Origin of the sequence: Cognatishimia sp. WU-CL00825 (assembly GCF_040364665.1) — a bacterium.
Taxonomy (GTDB): Bacteria; Pseudomonadota; Alphaproteobacteria; order Rhodobacterales; family Rhodobacteraceae; genus Cognatishimia.
The window spans coordinates 893943-916828 of the sequence record NZ_BAABWX010000001.1 but is presented as its reverse complement, the minus strand read 5'-3'; the positions used below and the strand labels follow the sequence as shown (position 1 = coordinate 916828).

Below are 22886 nucleotides of genomic sequence, written 5' to 3'. Positions count from 1 at the left end.
ATGCTCGCTTCCTACCTTAGCGCCATCCCATTACCCTGCGTATTTATCGGCCAAGACAAACGCGTGCTTGGGGCAAACAACCTTGCGCTGACGCTAAAGCCCGGACTGGTCGAACAACGGTCCTACATTCTGATGTTTCGTCAGCCGGCCTTTGGTGCGGCGGTCGAGCAATGTCTAAGCACAAAAGAAACCCAACGTGCCACGTATCTGCACACCGAAGGCCAGCAAGAAACCCGCTATGAACTGACCTGCAGCTATATCACGCTGCCAGAGGCCACCCAGCCAGAGGTCAAGGGGATATTGGTGTGTTTTCAGGATATCACGCAGGTTCAGCAAGCCGGTGAAATCCGCAGAGACTTTGTGGCCAATGTCAGCCATGAACTTAAGACTCCGTTGACCGCGCTGTTGGGCTTTATCGAAACACTGCAAGGCCCCGCCAAAAACGACGCAGAGGCGCGCGCGCGGTTTTTGGGCATTATGGCGTCCGAAGCCAAACGCATGAACCGATTGGTTGGAGACTTGCTTTCCCTAAGCCGTGTTGAAGAAGACGCGCGCATGCGTCCAACGGATGCGGTCGATATCAGGGACCTGCTAAGATCCGTTATCCGCAACCTAAGCGAGGTTGCCAAAGACCGCCTGCATCAGATCAAATTTGCCGCCCCGGACGCGCCGGTCAAAATACTTGGCGATCAGGATCAATTGACACAGGTTTTCACCAACCTGATTGAAAACGCGCAGAAGTATGGTGGCGAGACCGCGCAGGTCACCGTGACGCTGGAAGAATTTGACTGGGACGCGACGTTGCGGCGCGCTGCCGTGCGTGTTCGGGTGCAAGACAGCGGGCCGGGCATAGAGGCCATTCACATTCCAAGACTGACAGAGCGATTCTATCGCATCGATTCCCATCGGTCGCGCGAAGTTGGCGGCACAGGTTTGGGGCTGGCAATTGTCAAACACATCGTGAATCGCCACCGTGGTCGGTTAAAAATCGCCAGCGTTCTGGGGCAGGGCAGCACATTCACCGCATTATTGCCAAAAAATTAGAAAAATGACGCGACCCGGCGGCTTGTCATAAAGCTGTTACATGCGTGTCACAAAAGCTTAGCTCAAAGCCAATACTTCGGCATCGACACCGCATTTTAGGCGGTTCGATAAACTCAGGAGTTAAGAAATGACCGTTAAGCTGACCGCATCCGTTTTGACCATAGCCGCTGTTGCCGCAACTTCGGCCACAGCACGTGATCAAGTGCAAGTCGCAGGGTCCTCCACTGTATTGCCTTACGCCTCTATCGTCGCCGAAGCCTTTGGCGAGAACTTTGACTTCCCAACACCGGTTGTGGAATCAGGTGGCTCTTCGGCTGGCCTGAAACGCTTTTGTGAAGGTGTGGGTGAAAACACCATTGACGTGGCAAATGCCTCGCGGGCCATCAAAGACAAAGAGATCAAAGCCTGTGCTGAAAATGGCGTGACTGACATCATCGAAGTGCGCATTGGCTATGACGGCATCGTGTTTGCCTCTGACATCGACGGCAACGGTTTTGAATTCACACCAACCGACTGGTTCTTGGCCCTGTCTGACAAAGTGCTGGTTGACGGCAAGCTAGTCGAAAACCCAAACAAAACCTGGGCAGACGTAAACCCAGCGTTCCCGGCGCAAGCTCTGGCAGCATATGTTCCAGGCACCAAACACGGCACACGTGAAGTGTTTGAAGACAAAGTGATTTTGGCGGGTTGCGAAGCAACGGGTGCATTTGATGTTCTTCTGGCAGATGCCGCAGGTGACACAGACAAAGCCAAACACAAAGCTGCGGAAAAGGCCTGTATCTCTTTGCGCACAGATGGCGTTTCTGTTGATATCGATGGCGACTATACAGAAACTCTGGCGTCCATTGACTCCAACAAAGACGGCATCGGTGTCTTTGGTCTGGCCTTCTTTGAGAACAACACAGACAAACTGCAAGTGGCGACTATGTCCGGCATCGTCCCGTCAACAGAATCCATCGCAACTGGCGAATACCCTGTGTCTCGTCCGTTGTTCTTCTACGTCAAAAAAGCCCATATCGGTGTGATCCCAGGCCTGAAAGAATATGCTGAGTTCTTTGTTGCCGAAGAAATCGCTGGCTCTGACGGTCCGTTGGCAGAATACGGTCTGGTTGCAGATCCAGAGCTGGAAACCACCCAGTCCATGGTTGCCGACGAACAGGTTCTTGGCGGCCACATGTAAGCCTTGATCTACCTCTAAGGGCATCACTCAACTGCCCTTAGACTCTTTCTGAATGTACATCCCAACCCCCTCAAATAAGCGGAGATATCATGCCAATCCTATGGCTCGTGTTGATTGTGATGGCCTTGGCCACGACTGGCTTTTTTGCCGGTCGCATGCGCGCACTGCGTTCTGCGCAGGGTGACAGCCGCAATTTACATTCTCTGCCCAACTACTACGGCTTCAACGTTGCAATTTCAGTGCTGGTGCCATCTTTTCTGCTGTTGGCTGTCTGGGCCATGGCTCAGCCGATGTTTGTTGACAAAACCATCTCTGCAACATTGCCTGATACCGCAATTTCCCAAGGTTCGACCCTTGGACTTGTCATGTCGGACGTGCGGCGTGTGGCCCAAGGGCTTGATTTGGCGGTACAACAGGGTGTGTTAACCACAGATCAAGCCCGCGATTTCAGTGCAGAAACCAATGATTTGCGCACCGAACTTGGCAAGGTGGGCGTGGCATTGGGCGCCGATATCCGCCCAGAGATCCTGACAGCGGCCCAAGCCTATCGCACAAAATCTGCGGTTGGGGGCTTGGCGATGACCATCGCTGTTTTGTCCATTGCTCTTGCAGGCTTTGCCTATGCGTTCAACAATTGTGTCAAAGACTATCGAGCCCGCAATGTGGTGGAACGCGCCATTTTAATGCTGCTGATCGCATCTGCGTCGATCGCCATTCTGACAACCGTCGGGATTGTCTTGTCGATGGTGTTTGAAACCAAAAACTTCTTTGGGCTACATTCCTGGCGAGACTTTTTCTTTGGCACGGTCTGGGCCCCCAATTTTCGAGGCGACTCTGAACTCGCAATCCTGCCGCTTTTGTGGGGTACGATCTATATTTCGATCATCGCCTTGTTGGTAGCTGTGCCGGTGGGATTGTTTGCCGCGATCTATCTGTCTGAATACGCCTCGCGCCCGGTGCGCAGCTTTGCCAAACCCCTGCTGGAAATTCTGGCTGGTATTCCAACCATTGTGTACGGCTTATTTGCCTTGGTTACCTTTGGCCCGTTTTTGCTTAAGATCTTTGGCGACGGCGGGTTTTTGGGGGTCAATTGGATGGGAGACGCCCGCGCTGTTGCGACGGCGGGCATTGTCATGGGCATCATGTTGATCCCCTTTGTCAGCTCGCTGTCTGATGACATCATCAATTCAGTGCCGCAATCCATGCGCGACGGTTCTTATGGGCTTGGGGCCACAAAGTCAGAAACCATCAAACAAGTGGTGTTGCCCGCCGCATTGCCCGGCATTGTTGGGGCCATTCTGTTGGCCGCCTCGCGCGCGATTGGCGAAACCATGATTGTGGTTTTGGGGGCAGGGGCGATTGCCCGGCTTTCGGTCAACCCGCTGGATGCGCTGACCACAATTACCACCCGCATCGTCAGCCAACTCACCGGGGATGGCGATTTTTCTAGCCCCGAAACGCTGGTGGCTTTTGCCCTTGGCCTGTCACTGTTTGTTTTGACCTTGGGCTTGAATGTTCTTGCCCTTTATATTGTGCGCAAATACCGGGAGCAGTACGAATGAGCGATATTTCCATGTCCCAAAACGCAAGTCCTGCGCCAAAATCCTCTATTCACACGCAGTCACAACACACTAAAAAACGCAATGCTGCCGAGGCACGTTTCAAAGCCTATGGGATAGCCGCAATTGCCGCCGGTTTGTTTGTGCTGGTTGTGTTGCTCAGCACGATCGTCAGCAATGGCTACGGTGCCTTTCAACAAACTTTTGTGACGCTTGACGTCGAGCTGCTAGAGAGCAAACTCGACAAAAAAGGCACCCGAGATCTTGAGAAAGTCAAAAAGGTCTCGACCTTTGGCTACGCGCCCTTGATGAAAACCGCCTTTGAGAAAAAGGTTCAGGACCTTGGCATCCAGACACCCTTGAAATCCAAGGCGATGGCCGCGCTTTTGTCGAAATCCGCAGCCGCAGATTTGCGCAACTATGTGATCCAAGACCTTGATCGCATTGGCACAACTGCCACATTCACCTTTCTGGCCAACAGCCGTGTGGATGGCTATTTAAAAGGCCGTGTCAGCCGCGAGAGCATCGCCAATGACAAGAATATATCTGTGGCTCAATTGGATCTGGTGGACCAGCTTGTGCAAGCCGGCGTGATCCAGAAACGCTTCAATCTCGACTTCATCCTAGGTGCTGACGCCTCCGATCAACGCCCCGAAGCCGCCGGCATCGGCGTGGCGATGGCTGGGTCGTTCTTTATGATGTTGGTTGTGCTCGGTCTGGCGCTGCCCATCGGTGTGGCCGCCTCGATCTATCTTGAAGAATTTGCACCCACCAACTGGATCACAGATATCATCGAGGTGAATATCTCAAACCTCGCCGCGGTTCCGTCGATTGTGTTTGGTATCTTGGGCCTCGCGGTCTTTATCAACTATATGCATCTGCCACAATCCGCCCCCTTGGTAGGCGGCCTTGTGCTCACACTGATGACCCTGCCGACAATCATTATCTCGACCCGTGCCTCGCTAAAGGCCGTGCCACCATCCATTCGCGATGCGGCCCTGGGTTTGGGCGCTTCTAAAATGCAATCGGTGTTTCACCACGTCTTGCCACTGGCGGCGCCGGGCATTTTGACCGGCACAATCATCGGCTTGGCTCAGGCGCTTGGCGAAACCGCGCCGTTGCTGCTGATCGGGATGATCGGTTTTATTGCCTCAAACCCACCCGATGGCATTGTCGAAGGCTTTCTTGCGCCAAACTCAGCAATGCCTGCACAAATCTATGAATGGGCCAAACGGGCCGACCCGGCGTTTTATGAACGGGCTTGGGGTGGCATCATCATTCTGCTCGTTTTCCTGATCACAATGAACACAATCGCAGTCATCCTGCGCCGCCGCTTCGAACGCCGCTGGTAATCTGGTAGAAGGTATCAACCCATGTATGACGCACCCAATCTGGAGACCGCAGTGCACCAGAAAGACATCAAGATCACAGCGGATAATGTCCAAGTGCATTACGGTGACACCCATGCGATCAAAGACGTGTCCGTCCAGATCGAAGCCAAAACCGTGACCGCTTTTATCGGCCCGTCTGGCTGCGGAAAATCAACCTTTCTGCGCACGTTGAACCGGATGAATGACACCATTGATATCTGTCGGGTGACCGGTGAAATCTTGTTGGATGGCGAAGACATCTATGACCCCAAGGTCGACCCAGTGCAATTGCGCGCCAAGGTGGGCATGGTGTTTCAAAAGCCAAACCCGTTCCCCAAGTCGATCTATGACAATATCGCTTATGGGCCGCGCATTCACGGCTTGGCGAACTCCAAGGCCGATCTTGATGACATCGTAGAGAAATCCCTGCGACGCGGTGCGATCTGGAACGAGGTCAAGGACCGGCTGCACGCACCAGGCACAGGCCTGTCAGGCGGACAGCAACAACGGCTTTGCATTGCCCGCGCGGTGGCCACTGAACCCGAAGTGCTGCTGATGGACGAACCCTGTTCAGCGCTTGATCCGATTGCCACCGCACAGGTCGAAGAATTGATCGACGAATTGCGCGCCAGCTATTCGGTAGTGATTGTGACCCACTCGATGCAACAGGCCGCGCGCGTCAGTCAAAAAACCGCGTTTTTTCACCTGGGCAACCTGGTGGAATACGACGACACCTCCAAGATTTTCACCAACCCAAAAGATGAACGCACCGAAAGCTACATCACCGGACGTATTGGTTAAGGATATTTCTCATGAACGATCATCACATCCTGTCGTCGTTTGACCGCGAACTCGAAGGCATCCAAGCCCATATCATGAAAATGGGCGGGCTGGTCGAAGAGGCCATCTTAGATGCCGCCAAATCTTTGCGCGATCGCGATGATGAACTGGCCAACAAGGTGCGCCAAGCAGACAAAGCCATCGACGCGCTTGAAATATTGGTCAACGAAGAGGCCGCCAAAGTGATTGCTTTGCGCGCACCAGCTGCGGTTGATCTGCGGGTTGCCCTGTCGGTGATGAAGATCTCTGGCAACCTGGAACGCATCGGTGACTACGCCAAAAACATGGCAAAACGCACAACCGTTTTGGTGCAAATGACCCCAGTCGAAGGCGCGCGCAATGCGCTTGGCCGTATGGCACGCGAAGTGCAGATCATGCTGAAAGACGCGCTGGATGCCTATATCACGCGTGACGTTGATCTGGCCTATGAAATTCTGGAACGTGATCAGGAAATCGACCAGATGTACAATGCGCTGTTTCGGGAATTCCTGACATTTATGATGGAAGATCCGCGCTATATAACCCCTTGCATGCACTTGCATTTCATTGCCAAAAACACCGAACGTATGGGCGATCACGTAACGGCGATTGCCGAACAGGTGATCTATTTGGTGAATGGCGAAATGCCCGAAGAGCCCCGCCCCAAAGGCGATGTCACCACGCGCGACATTGCGTTTTCTGAACCCAATTAGGCGGGATCAACACTATGACGGCCGATCAACCCAAAGTCCTGCTCGTCGAAGACGAACCCGCGCAGCGCGAAGTCTTGTTGTATAATCTGAAATCCGAAGGGTTTGATGTGGTGTCCGCCGCAGATGGCGACGAAGCCATGTTGTTGGTGGACGAAGAAGCCCCCGATATCATTGTGTTGGATTGGATGCTGCCGGGCATTTCCGGCATCGAAATCTGTCGCCGCCTTAAGACCAGGACCCAAACGCGCAATATTCCGGTTCTGATGCTGTCAGCACGCGCCGAAGAGGTCGACCGCGTGCGTGGTTTAGAAACCGGCGCAGATGACTATGTGGTGAAACCCTATTCAGTGATGGAATTGATGGCCCGCGTGCGCAATCAATTGCGTCGCGTGCGGCCTGCCTCGGTCGGGCAAAGGCTCGAATACCAAGACATCGTGCTGGACAGCGAAACCCACCGGGTGATCCGCAATGATCAGCCCTTAAAACTTGGCCCAACCGAATTTCGCCTGCTCGCGACCTTTATGGAAAAACCCGGCCGCGTCTGGAGCCGTGAACAATTGCTTGACCGGGTCTGGGGGCGCGATATTTATGTCGATAGCCGTACGGTTGATGTGCACGTTGGGCGCCTGCGCAAGGCACTGTGTGTACACGGCGGAGAAGACCCGCTGCGCACCGTGCGCGGGGCAGGCTATGCCCTAGGCTAAGGCCTATCTATAGGTCAGTGCCACCACCTCCACCACCGCCGCCGCCGGAAGAGCCAGCACTGTCACCGCTGCTGTCAGACTCGCTTTGATTTGCCAGCGCTTCATTCACGTCTTCGATACCTTGTTGCCAAATGGGCAGGCAAGCCTGAATATCTTTGACCTCGCAAAGAATGCGTTCGCCATGGTGCGAAATATGCAGGCTCTCAAACGTGATGTCGCCCGGCGCATCCGCGCTGCCAAAAGCCTTGCTTTTGGTTACGATCCAAACGGCATAGTCTTTGCCATTGATTGTGACGGTTTCATCGGTTTTTTTGGGAACGGTACAGGCAGCGGCAGTTGCCAGTAAAGCAAGCGCAAATAGCTGCGGTTTTATTGAAATCATAAGTCACCAATACAAATTCACTGCACAAAGACTAGCTGTGCAACAGATTGCTGGCAACCGTTTCTATTTGGCCATTCTTTTGGAAATTCTGGAGCGGGTAACGAGAATCGAACTCGTAACTAAAGCTTGGGAAGCTGCCGTGATACCTTTTCACCATACCCGCCGCTCTTAAGCGATTACCTTGCTATGAAAGCGAGTTCAAGCGATGGCAGTCGTTAAATAATAGAAAGCACCAAATCAGGTGGACACTGTTTGATATCTGCCTGTTGGTGCTCTCTATCCTAACCTATGTATTTATCCGCGGCGGCGCCTACGACGTCCACCGCCAGAGCCTTCGCCGCCGGTGTTAAAACTCACATCGGGCAGGGTGACCGTTTGGGCCAAAATTGGAAATGGCTCTACTGCGTTCGGGATCGCCGAGGCATTGACAAAATGCTCTTGGAACCGGGCCTCAACAGCGGTTTCTACCTTTTTGATCTTGCGCACCGTGGCCTCGATTTCCCGGCGGGCTTTGGTGTTCAACAGGGCGATGCGGGCGCCGGTGCCTGCAGCGTTGCCCGCACTTGTGACCTTGTCGAGTGGACAATCCGGGATCATGCCTAAGACCATCGCGTGTTTGGCGGAAATATGCGCCCCAAATGCCCCGGCCAAAACCACTTTGTCGACGGTTTCAGCGCCAAATTTATCCATCAAAAGACGCGCCCCGGAATAAAGCGCCGCTTTGGCCATCTGGATGGCACGCACGTCACCATTGGTGACCGTGATCACCGGCCCGCCATCCGCAGATCCATCCCACAACAAATAGGCATGGGTGCGATCATCCGGCACACAGCGCGCACTGCCGGTTTGTGCCGCAGAACCAACCAGACCTGATGCATCCAACAACCCGGCCATGCGCATTTCAGCGATGACTTCGATGATGCCCGAGCCGCAAATTCCGGTAATGCCAGTCGCGGCAACCGCCAAATCAAACCCGTCTTCGTCAGACCACAAGTCAGATCCGATGATTTGAAAGCGTGGTTCTTTGGTGACCACATCAATTTCGACCCGCTCAATCGCACCGGGTGCTGCGCGTTGGCCAGAACTGATTTGCGCCCCTTCAAAAGCGGGTCCGGTGGGCGAAGAACAGGCCAGAACTTTTTCTTTGTTGCCCAGCAAAATCTCGGCGTTGGTGCCCACATCAACCACCAACATCAACTCGTCGGATTTATCCGGGGCCTCAGACAAAGCCACAGCCGCCGCATCCGCGCCCACATGCCCGGCAATGCAGGGCAGGATATAAGTGCGGGCTGCTGGGTGAATATTCAGCTCTAACTCGCTGGCACGCAAGGATAATGCGCTACTTGTCGCCAAAGCAAAAGGGGCCTGGCCCAGCTCAAACGGATCAATGCCCAGAAACAGGTGGTGCATCACCGGGTTACAGACAAACACCGCGTCCATAATCAGCGCCTTGTCGATTTCGGCTTCGGATGCAATCTGCACAAACAAGGCGTTCATACCTTCGCGCACCGCGGTGGTCATTTCGACATCACCGCCTTTGTTCATCATGCCATAAGACACGCGGCTCATCAGATCTTCGCCAAAGCGAATTTGCGGGTTCATGATGCCGCTCGAAGCGACAACTTCACCACTTTGCAAGTCACACAAATGCGCCGCAATGGTGGTTGATCCCAGATCCACTGCCAATCCGTAAATCGTGCCCTCATAATAACCCGGCCAGATGTGCATAATACGGGGCGGGTTGATTTTGTCACCGGCATGCACCGCAACGGTGATTTTCCATTGGCCTTTGCGCAGAGCAGATTGCAGCTCTGACAGAATGTGAAAATCAGCCTGTACACCTTCCAGTTCCCATTGATCATGCAGCGCCTCGATCAGCCGCTCTAGATCGCCCAAAGGCTGGTGCATATCGGGTTCTTCAACCTCGACATAATACAAGCGTGTTGACGGGTTCATCACGATATCGCGGGCTTCGGCGCGTTTGCGCACCACCTGGCGATGCACCTGGCTTTCCGGTGGCACATCGATCACAACATCACCTTGCACGGTCGCCTGACAACCCAACCGGCGTCCATCAATCAACCCACGCTTATCTTTATAACGCTGTTCTACTGCGTTCCAGTTGCTCAGGGCATCTGCCGAAACCGTAACCCCGTGTTTAGGAAACGCGCCAACCGAAGGCGTCACCTGGCACTTTGAACAGATGCCGCGTCCGCCGCAGACAGAGTCCAAATCCACACCCAATTGCCGTGCAGCTGTTAAGATCGGCGTGCCAACCTCAAAGCGGCCACGTTTGCCTGAGGGCGTGAAGATCACAAGAGGGTCGCTGCTCATGGCTGTTGGGTCCTTGGTATGATTTGGTTCACTGTCGCGCGTCTTGGGTGCAGACAACAGGATTTTGACAAAAAGGAAAAGCGAAAGCCTGCGATTTTTCGACCAAATCCGGTCAAATCGCGCCCTCTGTCGCTCTCGCTTTGGTCAGAATGGCTGACGCACACGCCAAACAGGCACTTTACAGGCACCAAAGCGTGTATTTGCCCTTTCCCATTTGACCATATCATGCAATAGGGAAGCGCCAAACGACCCCACCAAGGAGATGTGTGATGGAGATTCGTGAGGCTCTTACCTTCGACGACGTATTGCTGGTTCCCGGCGCTTCAGATGTGCTGCCAAGCACAGCGGATACACGCACGCGTGTGACCAATTCCATCACGATGAATATCCCGCTGCTCAGTTCCGCAATGGATACTGTAACCGAGGCCCGCATGGCCATTGCCATTGCGCAGGCTGGCGGGATTGGCGTGATTCACAAAAACCTAACAGCCCAAGAACAGGCTGATCAAGTCCGGCGCGTCAAGCGTTTTGAAAGCGGCATCGTGTACAACCCGATCACGCTGAAAGCGGATCAGACCTTGGCAGACGCCAAAGACCTACAGGAACGTTACCGTGTCACCGGGTTCCCGGTTATCGATGACGCTGGCCGTGTTCAAGGCATTGTAACCAACCGCGACATGCGTTTTGCTGAATCCGACGACACACCGGTGTCTGTGATGATGACAACAAAAAATCTGGCCATGCTGCAAGAACCCGCTGACCTTGAAGAGGCCAAAAGCCTTATGCGCGTGCGTCGCATCGAAAAGCTTTTGATTGTGGATGGCGATAAAAAACTCACTGGCCTTTTGACACTCAAAGACACCGAACAAGCGGTTTTAAACCCGACAGCCTGCAAAGACGATCTGGGGCGCTTGCGCGTTGCCGCGGCAACCTCGGTCGGCGACAGCGGCTTTGCCCGCACAAAGGCGCTGATTGACGCTGGCGCTGATATCGTGGTGATCGACACGGCCCACGGCCATTCCGCTGGCGTGATTGATGCGGTCAAACGCGTCAAAGCTCTGAATTCCGGCGTGCAGATCATTGCTGGTAATGTGGCCACTGGTGCCGCAACCAAAGCCCTGATCCAAGCCGGGGCTGACGCGGTAAAGGTCGGCATTGGTCCGGGATCTATTTGCACCACACGCATGGTCGCAGGTGTGGGTGTCCCACAGCTGACGGCAATTATGGATTGTGCCAAGGCCGCCGGCGACGTGCCGGTGATTGCTGATGGTGGCATCAAGTTCTCGGGCGACTTTGCCAAAGCCATCGCTGCAGGGGCCTCTTGCGCCATGGTTGGCAGCATGATCGCTGGCACTGACGAATCTCCGGGTGAAGTGATCCTTTATAACGGTCGTTCCTACAAATCTTACCGCGGCATGGGGTCCTTGGGGGCCATGGCGCGCGGATCAGCGGATCGTTATTTCCAAAAAGATGCTGCAAGCGACAAACTCGTACCCGAGGGGATCGAAGGTCAGGTGGCCTACAAAGGCTCTGCCGGCAACGTCATTCATCAGCTTGTGGGCGGACTGCGTGCCGCAATGGGCTATACCGGCAATCGCACGATAGCTGACATGCGCAAGAACTGTAACTTTGTGAAAATCACCGGCGCGGGTCTGAAAGAAAGCCATGTGCATGATGTGCAAATCACCCGAGAATCCCCGAATTACCGGATCGGATCATGACACCTGCTGCGCGCGTTCAAACCGCGATCGAGTTGCTCGAAATCATTCTTGAAGGCGCGCCAGCAGAGCGGGTGCTTACCAATTGGGCTCGCAGTTCACGCTTTGCGGGGTCCAAAGATCGTGCCGCTGTACGCGATCATGTCTATGATGTTTTGCGGCAAAGAAACTCTCTTGCTGTTCTTGGTGGCGGGCAGGGCGCAAGGGCGCTTTTGCTTGGGCTGGTGTCAGCACAAGGCACGGACCCAGACGCGATTTTCAGCGGGGCCAATTATGCGCCTGCTGCCTTAACGGATGCCGAACGTGATGGCATGGGACAGGGCGATTCTTTGGATCTTGCTGACTGGATTGTACCCAGATTACAGCAGGCCTTGGGCGCTGATTTTGACGCTGTAGAGCAGGCCATGCGCAAACGCGCACCGGTTAATCTGCGCGTCAATACGCGTAAAACTACATTAGATAAGGCGCGTGAAGTCCTTGAAAATGAAAACATAACCACCGTTTCCAACCCGCTTTCACCAACCGCGCTAGAAGTGACTTTTGGCGCGCGCCGAGTGAAAAACGCACAGGCCTATCGGGATGGTTTGGTTGAACTGCAGGATGCGGCCAGTCAGGCGGCCATAGACCTTTTGCCATTGGATCAAGCGCAGCGGGTCTTGGATTTCTGTGCAGGTGGCGGTGGCAAATTACTGGCGATGGCCGGGCGCTCGCAAGCTCAATTTTTCGCGCATGACGTGAATGAAAATCGCATGCGGGATCTGCCAGATCGTGCCAAACGCGCGGGCGTAGAGGTCGAGATTTTGTCCACCGACAGGGTTGCAACCGCCGCGCCCTATGACCTGATCTTCTGCGACGTACCTTGCTCTGGCAGCGGCACTTGGCGACGGGACCCAGATAGCAAATGGACCTTTACCGAAGAACGTTTGACAGAGCTTACGGCGATCCAGTCCGACATTCTGGACCAAGCCGCAGCTTGGGTCAGCGCGGGCGGCCATTTGGCCTATGCCACCTGTTCGATGCTGCGCGAAGAAAACCATCTTCAAATTGATAGATTCCTCGCGGATCATCCGGGTTGGACCCGCCTAAAACAACAGCAATGGACACCCCTTGACGGCTGTGACGGCTTTTTTACCGCAATCCTACAAGCGCCTGCCTAAAGTCTTTTTTCTAAAAATTTGTTGCATTTCAACCTATACGAGAATTTACTCGTTTAGGAATAATTCATTTTTTGCATTCAGATTTTAGAAAGAAACCACGCCAGAAAGGGTTGGCGTTTTGGCAGTTGATCAATTGAACTCAGAGATCCGCGGTGACGCTTCAGCGTCACATGGCGTGCGCAATGCGCTGGTGTTGTCCATCAGTTTTGCCTTTGCTGGGGCCTTTTTACAAAGTCAGAATGCACGCTACATTTTGTTTTTATTGGCTGGCGGGTTGATGGTTGGGGCGTTGTTTTTTGCCTTCCGAACCCTTCTTTTGCACCGCTCCAAATTGTCCGTTGCACAGTCCTTTGGGGCCGTTATCGCCCATGATCCGGTGCCAAAATTCATTGTTGGCACTGATACTAATATTATCTTTCGCAACCAGGCAGCCGAAAGCGCCCATCTTTTGGGCGACACCATCACCGAGGTTGTGAACCAACGCGTGGTCAACAGTCGCGATATTGTAGAGCGGCTTACGGGGGCCGCCCAATTTGAAGACACCGCAACGGAAACGCTCACAACCCGGGTTGGGAAAACAAAATTACATGTGGCTGTGATTCAAAAAGACCTATGTGTCTGGACCGTTAACGACCAAACGCGCAGTCACGATAACCACACTGCAGGACCCATTTTGCCGATGCTGACCACAGGGCGGGGTGGCACCGTATTGTTTATGAACGGGGCCGCGCGTGATTTGCTGGGCGAAAGAAAAACCAAACTTTCAGACATTTTTGACCACCAAGATCCCAATGCAAGCGACGTCAATATCATCAGCACAGCCAATGGCTTAAGTCGATGTTTTGTTTTGGAAAAAGAGCTAAGCGGTGACAGAAAAGAGCTGTTTTTGATCCCGACGCAGGGCAAAGAACAATTGAAATCGGGCATGTCATTTGAGGAAATGCCTGTTGCCGTTCTGAAAACCACCCGCACTGGCAAAGTTCTTCTTACCAATAAGGCCGCCCGCCATTTGTTGGGCGACAGCCTGTCCAAGGCCTCTCATATTGCGGATGTGATGGAGGGGTTGGGCCGGCCGCTCAACGCGTGGTTATCAGAGGCTGCAGAGGATCGCGCGCAAAATCTAAACGAATTTCTGCGCCTGCGTCGCGACGATAAAGAAGTGTTTGTTCAGGTCACCCTTGGCCGCATTGTCGAAGACGGCACAATTGCGCTGTTTGCGGTGCTCAATGATGCCACCGAACTTAAGACACTTGAGGCGCAGTTTGTGCAAAGCCAAAAAATGCAGGCCATCGGCCAACTTGCCGGCGGGGTGGCGCATGATTTCAACAACTTACTGACGGCGATTTCCGGGCATTGTGACCTGTTGTTGTTGCGTCACGAAGAAGGGGATGCAGATTTCGCCGACCTGACCCAGATCTATCAAAACGCCAATCGCGCAGCTGGCCTGGTGGGGCAGCTTTTGGCCTATTCTCGCAAGCAAACTTTGCAACCTGTGACCCTGGATCTCATCGAATCACTGTCTGATTTGATGCATTTATTGAACCGGTTGGTTGGCGAAAAAATCACCCTGCGGGTGCAGCACGACCCGGATGTGAACCCCATCAATGTTGACCGGCAGCAGTTTGAACAGGTGATTATGAACCTTGTGGTCAACGCACGTGACGCCATGCCCCAGGGCGGCGAAATAGAAGTGATCACGGAAAACCTGTCTTTTGCTGCACCGCAAAAATGGGACAGAGCAGTGGTCCCGCCTGGCGACTATGTCAGTATCCGGGTGTCAGATCAGGGCAGCGGTATTTCCGAAACCAATCGCCAAAAGGTCTTTGAACCCTTTTTCACCACCAAGCGCACCGGAGAGGGCACCGGGCTTGGCCTCTCCACCGCTTATGGCATTGTAAAGCAATCTGGGGGCTTTATTTTCGTAGACAGTCTGTTGGAGGAGGGCACGACTTTTAATCTGCTGTTCCCAACCTCCGAAGTCGCCCTAAGCTCTGACAATACTACCGCAGAACCAGCGGCGTTGCCCGAAGGTCCAGCAGATGGGGTGATTTTGCTGGTCGAAGATGAGGACCCTGTGCGCGCCTTTGCATCGCGCGCATTGCGCTTAAAGGGCTTTACCGTGCTTGAGGCTGCAAATGCTGAAGAGGCGTTGAATTACGTTCAGGACGACTCGCTGCATTTTGACCTTTTTGTCACCGACGTGGTCATGCCGGGCAAAGATGGACCAACATGGGTCAATGAAGCGCGCCAAGATCGTCCAAACGTGCGCGTGGTCTTTATGTCGGGCTATGCCGAAGAAACGTTTTCAGGTCAAGAATGGCACTTTGAAAATTCGGTTTTTCTGCCAAAACCGTTTTCACTGGCCGAATTGACACAAGTCGCCCAGCAACAGATCAGCCATTCAGCCTAAGCTGTCATAAAGCGCAAATTCTTCGGCGCGGCGCTGCCGAAATTTCGCCTCTACTTCAGGGCTCAGCTCGAGGGGCATTTTGGGGGACACATTGCGTTCTGGCAGCGTCACTTCGATCTGTAAGCGGGACTGCAGAAAGGCCAAGATCGCGGATTGGTCTTCATAGCGGAATAGATGCGAAACCTTTGTGCCATTTGGTCTAGGCTCAAGAAACTTGGCCTGACTGCCGACATTGGCAAAGGCCCGCCTGTCGCCTTTGCAATATTCAAGCACAAATTCATCAAAACTGATCTCGTGGGTGGACGTGGGCTTGCCGCGAGTGAAATCCCGCCGGCGATACCGATACCAGCTGCCCAGCCAAGACACCGGTTCACGCATGATCGCCATGGTTTCCATATCATCGGTCTTGCAGGCCTTTTCAAACATCGGGCGAAAAAACCTGTTATAACGATACAGCGGCGCATGCTTCAGTTCCGGTGGATCATTCACTAAAATATCTGCTTTGGGGCCCAGGACCTCGGCCAAAGCCGTTGTTCCGGTCTTGGGAACAGCTAGAATCACAAGTCTTTCTTTCCAAAAAACCAGCATGTATGGGCCCCAATCCGCGTTACTTTTCAATAGTTTCCACCTGTAAACTACTCATTAATCTCTTTGGTCAAAAGTAGAAATAGAAAGAAATTTATTGAAATGTTCTCGTTTTGATCTCATAAGGGTGAGAACAAGAAGTGAACAAAGGCAATCATTGCTGCCCGGGGGCGGCTGTGGAATAAGGAAGTCAATCAATGGCAACGGCAGATCTTTTGACTATGAGCAGTAAAGCTTCCGCGAACAAACAAAAGGCGCTTGATAGCGCTTTGGCCCAGATCGAGCGTCAGTTCGGCAAAGGCTCTATTATGAAACTTGGCGACGGCAACGCCATTCAGCAAATCGAGGCAACCTCAACAGGTTCGCTTGGCCTGGATATTGCCCTCGGCATCGGCGGCCTGCCCAAGGGCCGCATTATTGAAATTTATGGACCTGAAAGCTCTGGTAAAACCACTCTGACCCTGCACTGTGTCGCAGAAGAGCAGAAAAAAGGCGGCGTATGCGCCTTTGTGGATGCTGAACATGCGCTGGATCCGCAATACGCCAAAAAGCTGGGCGTTGATCTGGACGAACTGCTGATTTCACAGCCTGACACCGGTGAACAGGCGCTGGAAATCGTCGATACATTGGTGCGCTCTGGTGCGGTCAATATGGTTGTGGTTGATTCGGTTGCGGCCCTAACGCCAAAATCCGAACTCGAAGGCGATATGGGCGACAGTTCTGTGGGTGTACAAGCCCGCTTGATGAGCCAGGCGATGCGCAAATTGACCGGCTCGATCAGCCGTTCAAATTGCATGGTGATCTTTATCAACCAAATCCGGATGAAAATCGGTGTTATGTTTGGTTCGCCAGAAACCACAACCGGGGGTAACGCGCTGAAGTTTTACAGTTCTGTGCGGCTCGATATCCGCCGCATTGGCGCGTTGAAAGATCGTGACGAAGTGGTTGGCAATGCCACCCGTGTCAAAGTGGTGAAAAACAAAGTCGCGCCCCCGTTCAAACAGGTTGAGTTTGATATCATGTACGGCGAAGGCATTTCCAAAATGGGCGAATTGCTGGATCTGGGGGTCAAAGGCGGCATTGTGGCCAAATCCGGCAGCTGGTTTAGTTATGGCGACGAACGCATCGGGCAGGGGCGCGAAAACGCCAAAACCTATTTGCGCGAAAACACCCGCATTGCGTTGGAAATCGAAGATAAAATTCGCGCCTCACACGGGCTTGAATTTGAAATGCCCAAGGGCGAAGACGACAGCGACGCCTTGGTCGAAAACTCGTAACGCCACATAAACAGCATCAATTACCAAAGGCCGCGTTCACAAAACGCGGCCTTTGTGATGTCTGACACACAGCAACTGTGGACACCTCTGCATGACAGGGCTAAACCGATTTGGAACGTAAATTCCGCCAGAAAGCCCGTTGTATGCCAAGCTTAAACGACATCCGGTCGACCTTCCTGAACTACTTTGAAAAACAGGGCCACCAGATTGTGCCCTCTAGCCCCCTTGTGCCGCGCAACGATCCGACGTTGATGTTCACAAATTCCGGCATGGTGCAGTTCAAAAATGCTTTTACCGGCGTTGAGACCCGCGACTATAATCGCGCAACATCGTCGCAAAAATGCGTGCGCGCTGGCGGCAAACACAACGATCTAGACAATGTGGGCTACACCGCGCGCCATCACACATTTTTCGAAATGCTCGGGAACTTCAGCTTTGGCGACTACTTTAAAGAACAAGCCATTCCATTTGCTTGGGAATTGATCACCAAGGAATTCGGCATTCCAAAAGAACGGCTTTATGTCACCGTCTATCACACCGATGACGAAGCCTTTAACATCTGGAAAAAAATCGGCGTTCCCGAAGAACACATTATTCGCATCGCGACCTCAGATAACTTCTGGCAAATGGGACCAACCGGCCCCTGTGGTCCCTGTACCGAAATATTCTATGATCACGGCGACCATATTTGGGGCGGCCCTCCGGGATCACCAGAAGAAGATGGCGACCGTTTTATCGAGATCTGGAACGTGGTCTTCATGCAAAATGAGCAGTTCGAAGACGGCTCGATGAAAGCCTTGGACATGCAGTCGATCGACACCGGCATGGGGCTGGAACGCATCGGCGCGCTGCTGCAAGGCAGCCACGACAACTATGACACCGACCTGATGAAATCGCTGATCGAGGCTTCGGCCCATGCCACTTCTGTGGACCCATATGGGGATCAGAATGTGCATCACCGGGTGATCGCCGACCATTTACGCTCGACATCATTCCTGATTGCGGATGGCGTGATGCCTGCCAATGACGGCCGCGGCTATGTGCTGCGCCGCATCATGCGCCGCGCCATGCGCCATGCGCATCTGTTGGGGGCCAAAGATCCGGTCATGCATCAGTTGGTGCCTGCGCTTGTCAGCAAAATGGGCGCGGCTTATCCCGAACTTGGTCAGGCCCAAAGCCTGATCCAGGAAACCCTCAAGCTCGAAGAAACCCGTTTTAAACAAACCTTGGATCGTGGCCTAAAATTGCTGGACGACGAACTTGGCGGCCTGGCTGAAAACGCGCCTTTGCCCGGTGCTGCGGCTTTCAAACTCTATGACACCTATGGCTTTCCGCTGGATCTAACCCAAGATGCGCTGCGCGAAAAAGGCCGCGAGGTTGATACAGATGGCTTTGACACGGCAATGGCCGAACAAAAGGCCAAGGCGCGCGCTGCCTGGTCTGGCTCCGGCGAAGCCGCCGACAGCACCATCTGGTTTGACATCGCCGACAAGCAGGGCACAACCGACTTTCTTGGATATGACACCGAAGTTGCCGAAGGCCAAATCGTGGCCTTGGTCGCAGGGGGCGCACAAACCGATAAAGCAACGGGCCAGGTACAGATCATCCTGAACCAAACCCCGTTTTACGCTGAATCTGGCGGGCAAGTCGGCGATACCGGCGTGATCAAAACCGAAACCGGCATCGCCAAAATCATCGACACAAAAAAAGCGGCCGGCGTTTTCATTCATATGGCCGAGGTCACCAAAGGTGAAATCTCAAAAGGCCAGGGCGCACAGCTCACCGTCTCCAACACACGCCGTTCCGCGATCCGCGCCAATCACTCGGCAACCCACTTGCTGCACGAAGCCTTGCGCAATGCGCTTGGAGACCATGTTGCACAGCGCGGCTCACTGAATGCCGAAGATCGCCTGCGCTTTGATTTTAGCCATGCCAAAGGTCTAAGCGAAGCCGAATTGACCCAGGTGTCAAACGAGGTCAACACCTACATCCGGCAAAACACCGCGGTTGAAACCCGGATCATGACCCCAGACGATGCCCGCGCCATTGGCGCACAGGCGTTGTTTGGTGAAAAATACGGTGACGAAGTGCGGGTGGTGTCCATGGGCCGTGCCGACACCGGCAAAGGGTTGGACGGCGACACTTATTCGCTCGAACTCTGCGGTGGTACCCATGTCAAACAAACCGGAGACATCGGTGCCTTTGTACTGTTGGGTGACAGCGCGTCCTCGTCGGGGGTGCGGCGCATCGAGGCGCTGACAGGTGCAGCTGCCAACGCGCATAACGCCGCCGAGGCCGCGCGGCTGAATGGGGTTCTGTCCTTGCTCAAAGCCCAACCCGCAGATGTGGTTGACCGCGTCAAAGGCCTGTTGGACGAGCGAAAAGCCTTGCAAAACGAAGTCGCCCAGCTGCGCCGTGACCTTGCTATGTCTGGTGGCGCAGACCAAGCAGGCGGCGCGGAAGCCCGCGAAATCAATGGCATAAAGTTCATAGCTCAAGTGCTGTCCGGCGTGTCTGGCCGCGATCTACCGGCGCTGATTGACGAACACAAAGCCCGCATCCAAAGCGGTGCGGTTTTACTGATCGCAGATGCTGATGGCAAAGCGGCGGTTGCGGCCGGTGTGACCAAGGATCTGACCGGCCGTGTCAAAGCCCCAGATCTGGTGCGCGCTGCGGTGGTCGAACTGGGTGGCAAAGGCGGCGGAGGCCGTCCTGACATGGCCCAGGGCGGTGCCAAGTCCACAGAAAACGCCGAGGCGGCCATTGCTGCAGCCGTCAAAGTTCTGGAAGCATAATGCCGGCCCTCTGGATCAGTCACGTAGATGTCTCTGATCCAGAGCTCTATGCGCAATACGCCCAGCATGCTGTGCCAGCAATTGAAAACATGGGCGGCGTATTTGTCGCCTGTGGGGCCGAGTTCGCAACCCTCGAAGGCCACGCTTGGCAACGCCACACCATCGTCAGGTTTCCCAGCCTCGCATCCGCGCAGGCCTGTTATGACAGTCCAGACTATCAACACGCACTGACATTTGCCGATGCAGCCTCAAAGCGCGCACTCACAATCATCGACGTGGCAGGCTAAGCAATTCAAACCCACGCCGCGCCTTGCTTTGCCTTGCGACATGCCGCGCTTGATTTGAAAACTTTCCCGTTCCGGTGCATCCTCAAACCTCACTGTATGTCGCAAAGAGGTTTCCCATGTCACTTGGTGCGTTCTCCGTAAGCCTGTCGGTCAAAGACCTGAAAAAATCCCTGCAATTCTACAAAGCGCTTGGGTTTGAAACATTCCAAGACACGTCAGACCATGGCTTTGTCATCCTAAAAAATGGCACCTCGGTGATTGGTCTTTTTCAGGATATGTTTGACGGCAATATTCTCACATTCAATCCAGGTTGGGATCAATCCGCCGAGCCACTATCCGAATTCGAAGACATTCGGGCGCTGCAATCGCGTTTGCAAGCTCAGGGATTGGCCGTGGCACAGCCCACAGATCCCGACGGCACCGGGCCTGCCAATTTCACTCTCACCGATCCCGATGGAAACGCCATCCTATTTGATCAGCACGTAGACCGACCCACATAAAAAGGACGCCCAAAGGCGCCCTTGTTCTTGATCTAAATACCCCGGGGTTCGGGGCAGAGCCCCGTGATTAAGGCGCAGTGCGCGCGTGGCGCTTGCGTTCATGGGGGTCCAGATAGCGCTTGCGTAAACGAATTGAATTTGGCGTCACCTCAACCAATTCATCGTCGTTGATATAGGCAATCGCCTCTTCCAATGACAAGGTGATTGGTGTGGTCAGCTTCACCGCTTCGTCCGTTCCAGAGGCCCGCACGTTGGTCAATTTCTTGCCTTTCAGCGGGTTCACTTCCAGATCGTTCTCACGACTGTGCTCACCAATGATCATGCCAGTATACAGCTGTTCCTGCGCCCCGATCATCATCTTGCCACGGCTTTCCAAGTTCCACAGCGCATAGGCCACAGACACACCGTTTTCCATAGAAATCAAAACACCTGCGCGGCGGCCCGCGATAGGTCCCTTGTAAGGGGCCCAGGAATTGAACACGCGGTTCAAAACACCAGTACCGCGCGTGTCGGTCAAGAATTCACCGTGATACCCAATCAGGCCACGGGCCGGAACATGCGCGATAATTCGGGTTTTGCCCGCACCCGCTTGGCGCATCTCAACCAGATCGCCTTTGCGCGCGCCGGTGATTTTTTCGATCACTGCACCAGAATACTCGTCATCCACGTCAATCGTGACTTCTTCGATCGGTTCCATGCGCTGACCATCAATCTCGCGCATAATCACCTGCGGACGTGAAATCGACAGCTCAAAGCCCTCACGACGCATGTTCTCGATCAGAACACCCATCTGAAGTTCACCACGGCCAGACACTTCAAAGGCGTCGCCACCAGGCGTATCGGCAATCTTGATCGCAACGTTGGATTCGGCTTCCTTCATCAGGCGGTCACGGATCACCCGCGACTGCACCTTTTTACCATCACGACCGGCCAAGGGACTGTCGTTGATGCCAAAGGTCACGGTGATGGTCGGCGGATCGATCGGCTGTGCATCCAGCGCTTCATCAACGGCCAGGGCGCAAATCGTATCCGCAACCGTTGCTTTTGTCATGCCCGCCAACGACACAATATCACCGGCCTGCGCTTCGTCGATGTCCTGTTCGGACAAGCCACGGAAAGCCTGAATACGAGTGACGCGGAATTGTTCGATCTTTTGGCCGACACGGCTCAACGCCTGCACGGTTGCGCCCACTTTTAGCGTGCCGGATTCAACGCGGCCTGTCAGCAAACGACCGACAAATGGGTCAGAACCCAGCGTCGTCGCCAGCATGCGGAAATCATCGCCTTGCTGCTTGATCTGCCGTGGCTCTGGAACGTGGTTCACAATCAGATTGAACAAGGCGTCCAGGTCTTTGCGCGGCCCGTCCAGCTCGTGATCAGCCCAGCCATTGCGGCCAGAGGCATACATATGCGGGAAATCCAACTGATCTTCCGAAGCGTCCAAAGACGCAAACAGATCAAAACACTCATCCAGCGCACGATCAGATTCAGCGTCTGGCTTGTCCACTTTGTTCAGCACAACAATCGGGCGCAGGCCCAACGCTAACGCCTTAGAGGTCACAAATTTTGTCTGAGGCATCGGCCCTTCAGCCGCATCTACCAACAGCACAACCCCGTCAACCATGCTTAAAATACGTTCAACTTCGCCACCAAAGTCAGCGTGGCCCGGCGTATCAACAATGTTAATACGTGTGCCTTTCCACTCAACGCTGGTTGGTTTCGCGAAAATCGTGATGCCACGCTCGCGCTCCAGATCGTTGCTGTCCATGGCACGCTCGGCCACATCCTGGTTCGCACGGAATGCGCCAGATTGTTTCAAAAGCTCGTCCACCAGAGTAGTTTTTCCGTGGTCAACGTGCGCGATGATCGCGATATTGCGAAGGTCCATTGGCCTGCCTCATGTCTGTTCTAGCGCGCCCTAACGCGGACAGGGCAAAAAGGCCAGAGGAAAAGCGGTTTCAGCGCCCAAAGCCCGCTCGACCTGTGCAAAACGGCCATCGTGCCTGTGCGCTGGCGGCCTCGACAGGGGATCTGTCTTGGCGTTATTTGATC

18 protein-coding genes and 1 tRNA gene are annotated in these 22886 nt (G+C 54.1%); 14 read left to right on the top strand and 5 right to left on the bottom strand.

Features of this window, described 5'->3' with window-relative positions:
* From ABXG94_RS04460 to phoB, 7 genes are all read left to right on the top strand, one after another.
* Positions 1-1044 carry a sensor histidine kinase gene (locus ABXG94_RS04460; protein ID WP_353532560.1) on the top strand — a complete coding sequence of 348 codons (1044 nt, stop codon included), beginning with the start codon at positions 1-3 and terminating at the stop codon, positions 1042-1044.
* A 127-nt stretch (positions 1045-1171) separates the two neighbouring features.
* The gene (locus tag ABXG94_RS04455) at positions 1172-2224 is read left to right on the top strand and encodes a substrate-binding domain-containing protein (RefSeq protein WP_353532559.1); all 1053 of its coding nucleotides are present in this window, start codon (positions 1172-1174) and stop codon (positions 2222-2224) included.
* Positions 2225-2313: 89 nt separating this feature from the next.
* Complete coding sequence (gene pstC / locus ABXG94_RS04450) at positions 2314-3786, top strand: phosphate ABC transporter permease subunit PstC (RefSeq protein WP_353532558.1); 1473 nt, start codon at positions 2314-2316, stop codon at positions 3784-3786.
* Positions 3783-5135, top strand: coding sequence for a phosphate ABC transporter permease PstA (gene pstA, locus ABXG94_RS04445; protein ID WP_353532557.1), 1353 nt, complete (start codon positions 3783-3785; stop codon positions 5133-5135). The genes pstC and pstA overlap by 4 nt, the downstream gene beginning before the upstream one ends.
* Positions 5136-5156: 21 nt before the next feature.
* Positions 5157-5954 carry a phosphate ABC transporter ATP-binding protein PstB gene (gene pstB, locus ABXG94_RS04440; RefSeq protein ID WP_353532556.1) on the top strand — a complete coding sequence of 266 codons (798 nt, stop codon included), beginning with the start codon at positions 5157-5159 and terminating at the stop codon, positions 5952-5954.
* A gap of 11 nt (positions 5955-5965) precedes the next feature.
* A complete protein-coding gene (phoU, locus tag ABXG94_RS04435) occupies positions 5966-6685 on the top strand; it encodes a phosphate signaling complex protein PhoU (RefSeq protein WP_353532555.1) in 720 nt (239 codons plus the stop codon).
* A 14-nt stretch (positions 6686-6699) separates the two neighbouring features.
* Positions 6700-7389: a phosphate regulon transcriptional regulator PhoB gene (gene phoB / locus ABXG94_RS04430; RefSeq protein WP_353532553.1), complete on the top strand. Its 690-nt coding sequence runs from the start codon at positions 6700-6702 to the stop codon at positions 7387-7389.
* Between the two features lie 7 nt (positions 7390-7396).
* Here phoB and ABXG94_RS04425 read toward each other — a convergent pair whose 3' ends face one another.
* The 3 genes from ABXG94_RS04425 to ABXG94_RS04415 all read right to left on the bottom strand — a co-directional run bounded on the left by ABXG94_RS04425 (position 7397) and on the right by ABXG94_RS04415 (position 10105).
* Positions 7397-7771, bottom strand: coding sequence for a hypothetical protein (locus ABXG94_RS04425; RefSeq protein WP_353532552.1), 375 nt, complete (start codon positions 7769-7771; stop codon positions 7397-7399).
* Positions 7772-7860: 89 nt separating this feature from the next.
* Positions 7861-7934: transfer RNA gene (locus tag ABXG94_RS04420), tRNA-Gly, on the bottom strand.
* Between the two features lie 131 nt (positions 7935-8065).
* Positions 8066-10105 (bottom strand): ASKHA domain-containing protein, encoded by a 2040-nt coding sequence (locus ABXG94_RS04415; RefSeq protein ID WP_353532550.1) that lies wholly within the window; start codon positions 10103-10105, stop codon positions 8066-8068.
* Between the two features lie 269 nt (positions 10106-10374).
* On the opposite strand from ABXG94_RS04415, the gene guaB reads away from it, so the two are divergent.
* From guaB to ABXG94_RS04400, 3 genes are all read left to right on the top strand, one after another.
* Positions 10375-11826 (top strand): IMP dehydrogenase, encoded by a 1452-nt coding sequence (guaB, locus tag ABXG94_RS04410; protein ID WP_353532549.1) that lies wholly within the window; start codon positions 10375-10377, stop codon positions 11824-11826.
* On the top strand, positions 11823-12980 hold the full coding sequence (locus ABXG94_RS04405; RefSeq protein ID WP_353532548.1) for an RsmB/NOP family class I SAM-dependent RNA methyltransferase: 1158 nt from the start codon (positions 11823-11825) through the stop codon (positions 12978-12980). Before guaB ends, ABXG94_RS04405 begins: the two co-directional genes overlap by 4 nt.
* Positions 12981-13098: 118 nt before the next feature.
* The gene (locus ABXG94_RS04400; RefSeq protein WP_353532547.1) at positions 13099-15390 is read left to right on the top strand and encodes an ATP-binding protein; all 2292 of its coding nucleotides are present in this window, start codon (positions 13099-13101) and stop codon (positions 15388-15390) included.
* Here the strand turns inward: ABXG94_RS04400 and ABXG94_RS04395 are convergent.
* A complete protein-coding gene (locus tag ABXG94_RS04395) occupies positions 15382-15978 on the bottom strand; it encodes a gamma-glutamyl kinase (protein WP_353532546.1) in 597 nt (198 codons plus the stop codon). The genes ABXG94_RS04400 and ABXG94_RS04395 overlap by 9 nt on opposite strands.
* Positions 15979-16172: 194 nt before the next feature.
* Between ABXG94_RS04395 and recA the strand changes: the two genes are divergently transcribed.
* The 4 genes from recA (at position 16173) to ABXG94_RS04375 (ending at position 20834) form a co-directional block, all read left to right on the top strand.
* Entirely contained in the window at positions 16173-17252 is a 1080-nt protein-coding gene (recA, locus tag ABXG94_RS04390; RefSeq protein ID WP_353532545.1) for a recombinase RecA, read from the top strand.
* A gap of 143 nt (positions 17253-17395) precedes the next feature.
* Positions 17396-20047: an alanine--tRNA ligase gene (gene alaS, locus ABXG94_RS04385; protein WP_353532543.1), complete on the top strand. Its 2652-nt coding sequence runs from the start codon at positions 17396-17398 to the stop codon at positions 20045-20047.
* A complete protein-coding gene (locus ABXG94_RS04380; RefSeq protein WP_353532542.1) occupies positions 20047-20334 on the top strand; it encodes a DUF1330 domain-containing protein in 288 nt (95 codons plus the stop codon). The genes alaS and ABXG94_RS04380 overlap by 1 nt, the downstream gene beginning before the upstream one ends.
* A 116-nt stretch (positions 20335-20450) precedes the next feature.
* On the top strand, positions 20451-20834 hold the full coding sequence (locus ABXG94_RS04375; RefSeq protein ID WP_353532541.1) for a VOC family protein: 384 nt from the start codon (positions 20451-20453) through the stop codon (positions 20832-20834).
* A 67-nt stretch (positions 20835-20901) separates the two neighbouring features.
* On the opposite strand, the gene typA is transcribed toward ABXG94_RS04375, so the two are convergent.
* Entirely contained in the window at positions 20902-22722 is a 1821-nt protein-coding gene (typA, locus tag ABXG94_RS04370) for a translational GTPase TypA (protein WP_353532540.1), read from the bottom strand.
* Between the last annotated feature and the right edge of the window lie 164 nt (positions 22723-22886).

Bases quoted from the DNA above. Each gene is read 5' to 3' on its own strand.
- ABXG94_RS04460 (WP_353532560.1), top strand. From the start codon at position 1: ATGCTCGCTTCCTACCTTAGCGCCATCCCATTACCCTGCGTATTTATC.
- ABXG94_RS04425 (WP_353532552.1), bottom strand. From the start codon at position 7,771: ATGATTTCAATAAAACCGCAGCTATTTGCGCTTGCTTTACTGGCAACT.
- ABXG94_RS04415 (WP_353532550.1), bottom strand. From the start codon at position 10,105: ATGAGCAGCGACCCTCTTGTGATCTTCACGCCCTCAGGCAAACGTGGC.
- ABXG94_RS04375 (WP_353532541.1), top strand. From the start codon at position 20,451: ATGTCACTTGGTGCGTTCTCCGTAAGCCTGTCGGTCAAAGACCTGAAA.
- ABXG94_RS04380 (WP_353532542.1), top strand. From the start codon at position 20,047: ATGCCGGCCCTCTGGATCAGTCACGTAGATGTCTCTGATCCAGAGCTC.
- pstA (WP_353532557.1), top strand. From the start codon at position 3,783: ATGAGCGATATTTCCATGTCCCAAAACGCAAGTCCTGCGCCAAAATCC.
- ABXG94_RS04395 (WP_353532546.1), bottom strand. From the start codon at position 15,978: ATGCTGGTTTTTTGGAAAGAAAGACTTGTGATTCTAGCTGTTCCCAAG.
- guaB (WP_353532549.1), top strand. From the start codon at position 10,375: ATGGAGATTCGTGAGGCTCTTACCTTCGACGACGTATTGCTGGTTCCC.
- phoU (WP_353532555.1), top strand. From the start codon at position 5,966: ATGAACGATCATCACATCCTGTCGTCGTTTGACCGCGAACTCGAAGGC.
- alaS (WP_353532543.1), top strand. From the start codon at position 17,396: ATGCCAAGCTTAAACGACATCCGGTCGACCTTCCTGAACTACTTTGAA.
- ABXG94_RS04405 (WP_353532548.1), top strand. From the start codon at position 11,823: ATGACACCTGCTGCGCGCGTTCAAACCGCGATCGAGTTGCTCGAAATC.
- typA (WP_353532540.1), bottom strand. From the start codon at position 22,722: ATGGACCTTCGCAATATCGCGATCATCGCGCACGTTGACCACGGAAAA.
- phoB (WP_353532553.1), top strand. From the start codon at position 6,700: ATGACGGCCGATCAACCCAAAGTCCTGCTCGTCGAAGACGAACCCGCG.
- recA (WP_353532545.1), top strand. From the start codon at position 16,173: ATGGCAACGGCAGATCTTTTGACTATGAGCAGTAAAGCTTCCGCGAAC.
- pstC (WP_353532558.1), top strand. From the start codon at position 2,314: ATGCCAATCCTATGGCTCGTGTTGATTGTGATGGCCTTGGCCACGACT.
- ABXG94_RS04455 (WP_353532559.1), top strand. From the start codon at position 1,172: ATGACCGTTAAGCTGACCGCATCCGTTTTGACCATAGCCGCTGTTGCC.
- pstB (WP_353532556.1), top strand. From the start codon at position 5,157: ATGTATGACGCACCCAATCTGGAGACCGCAGTGCACCAGAAAGACATC.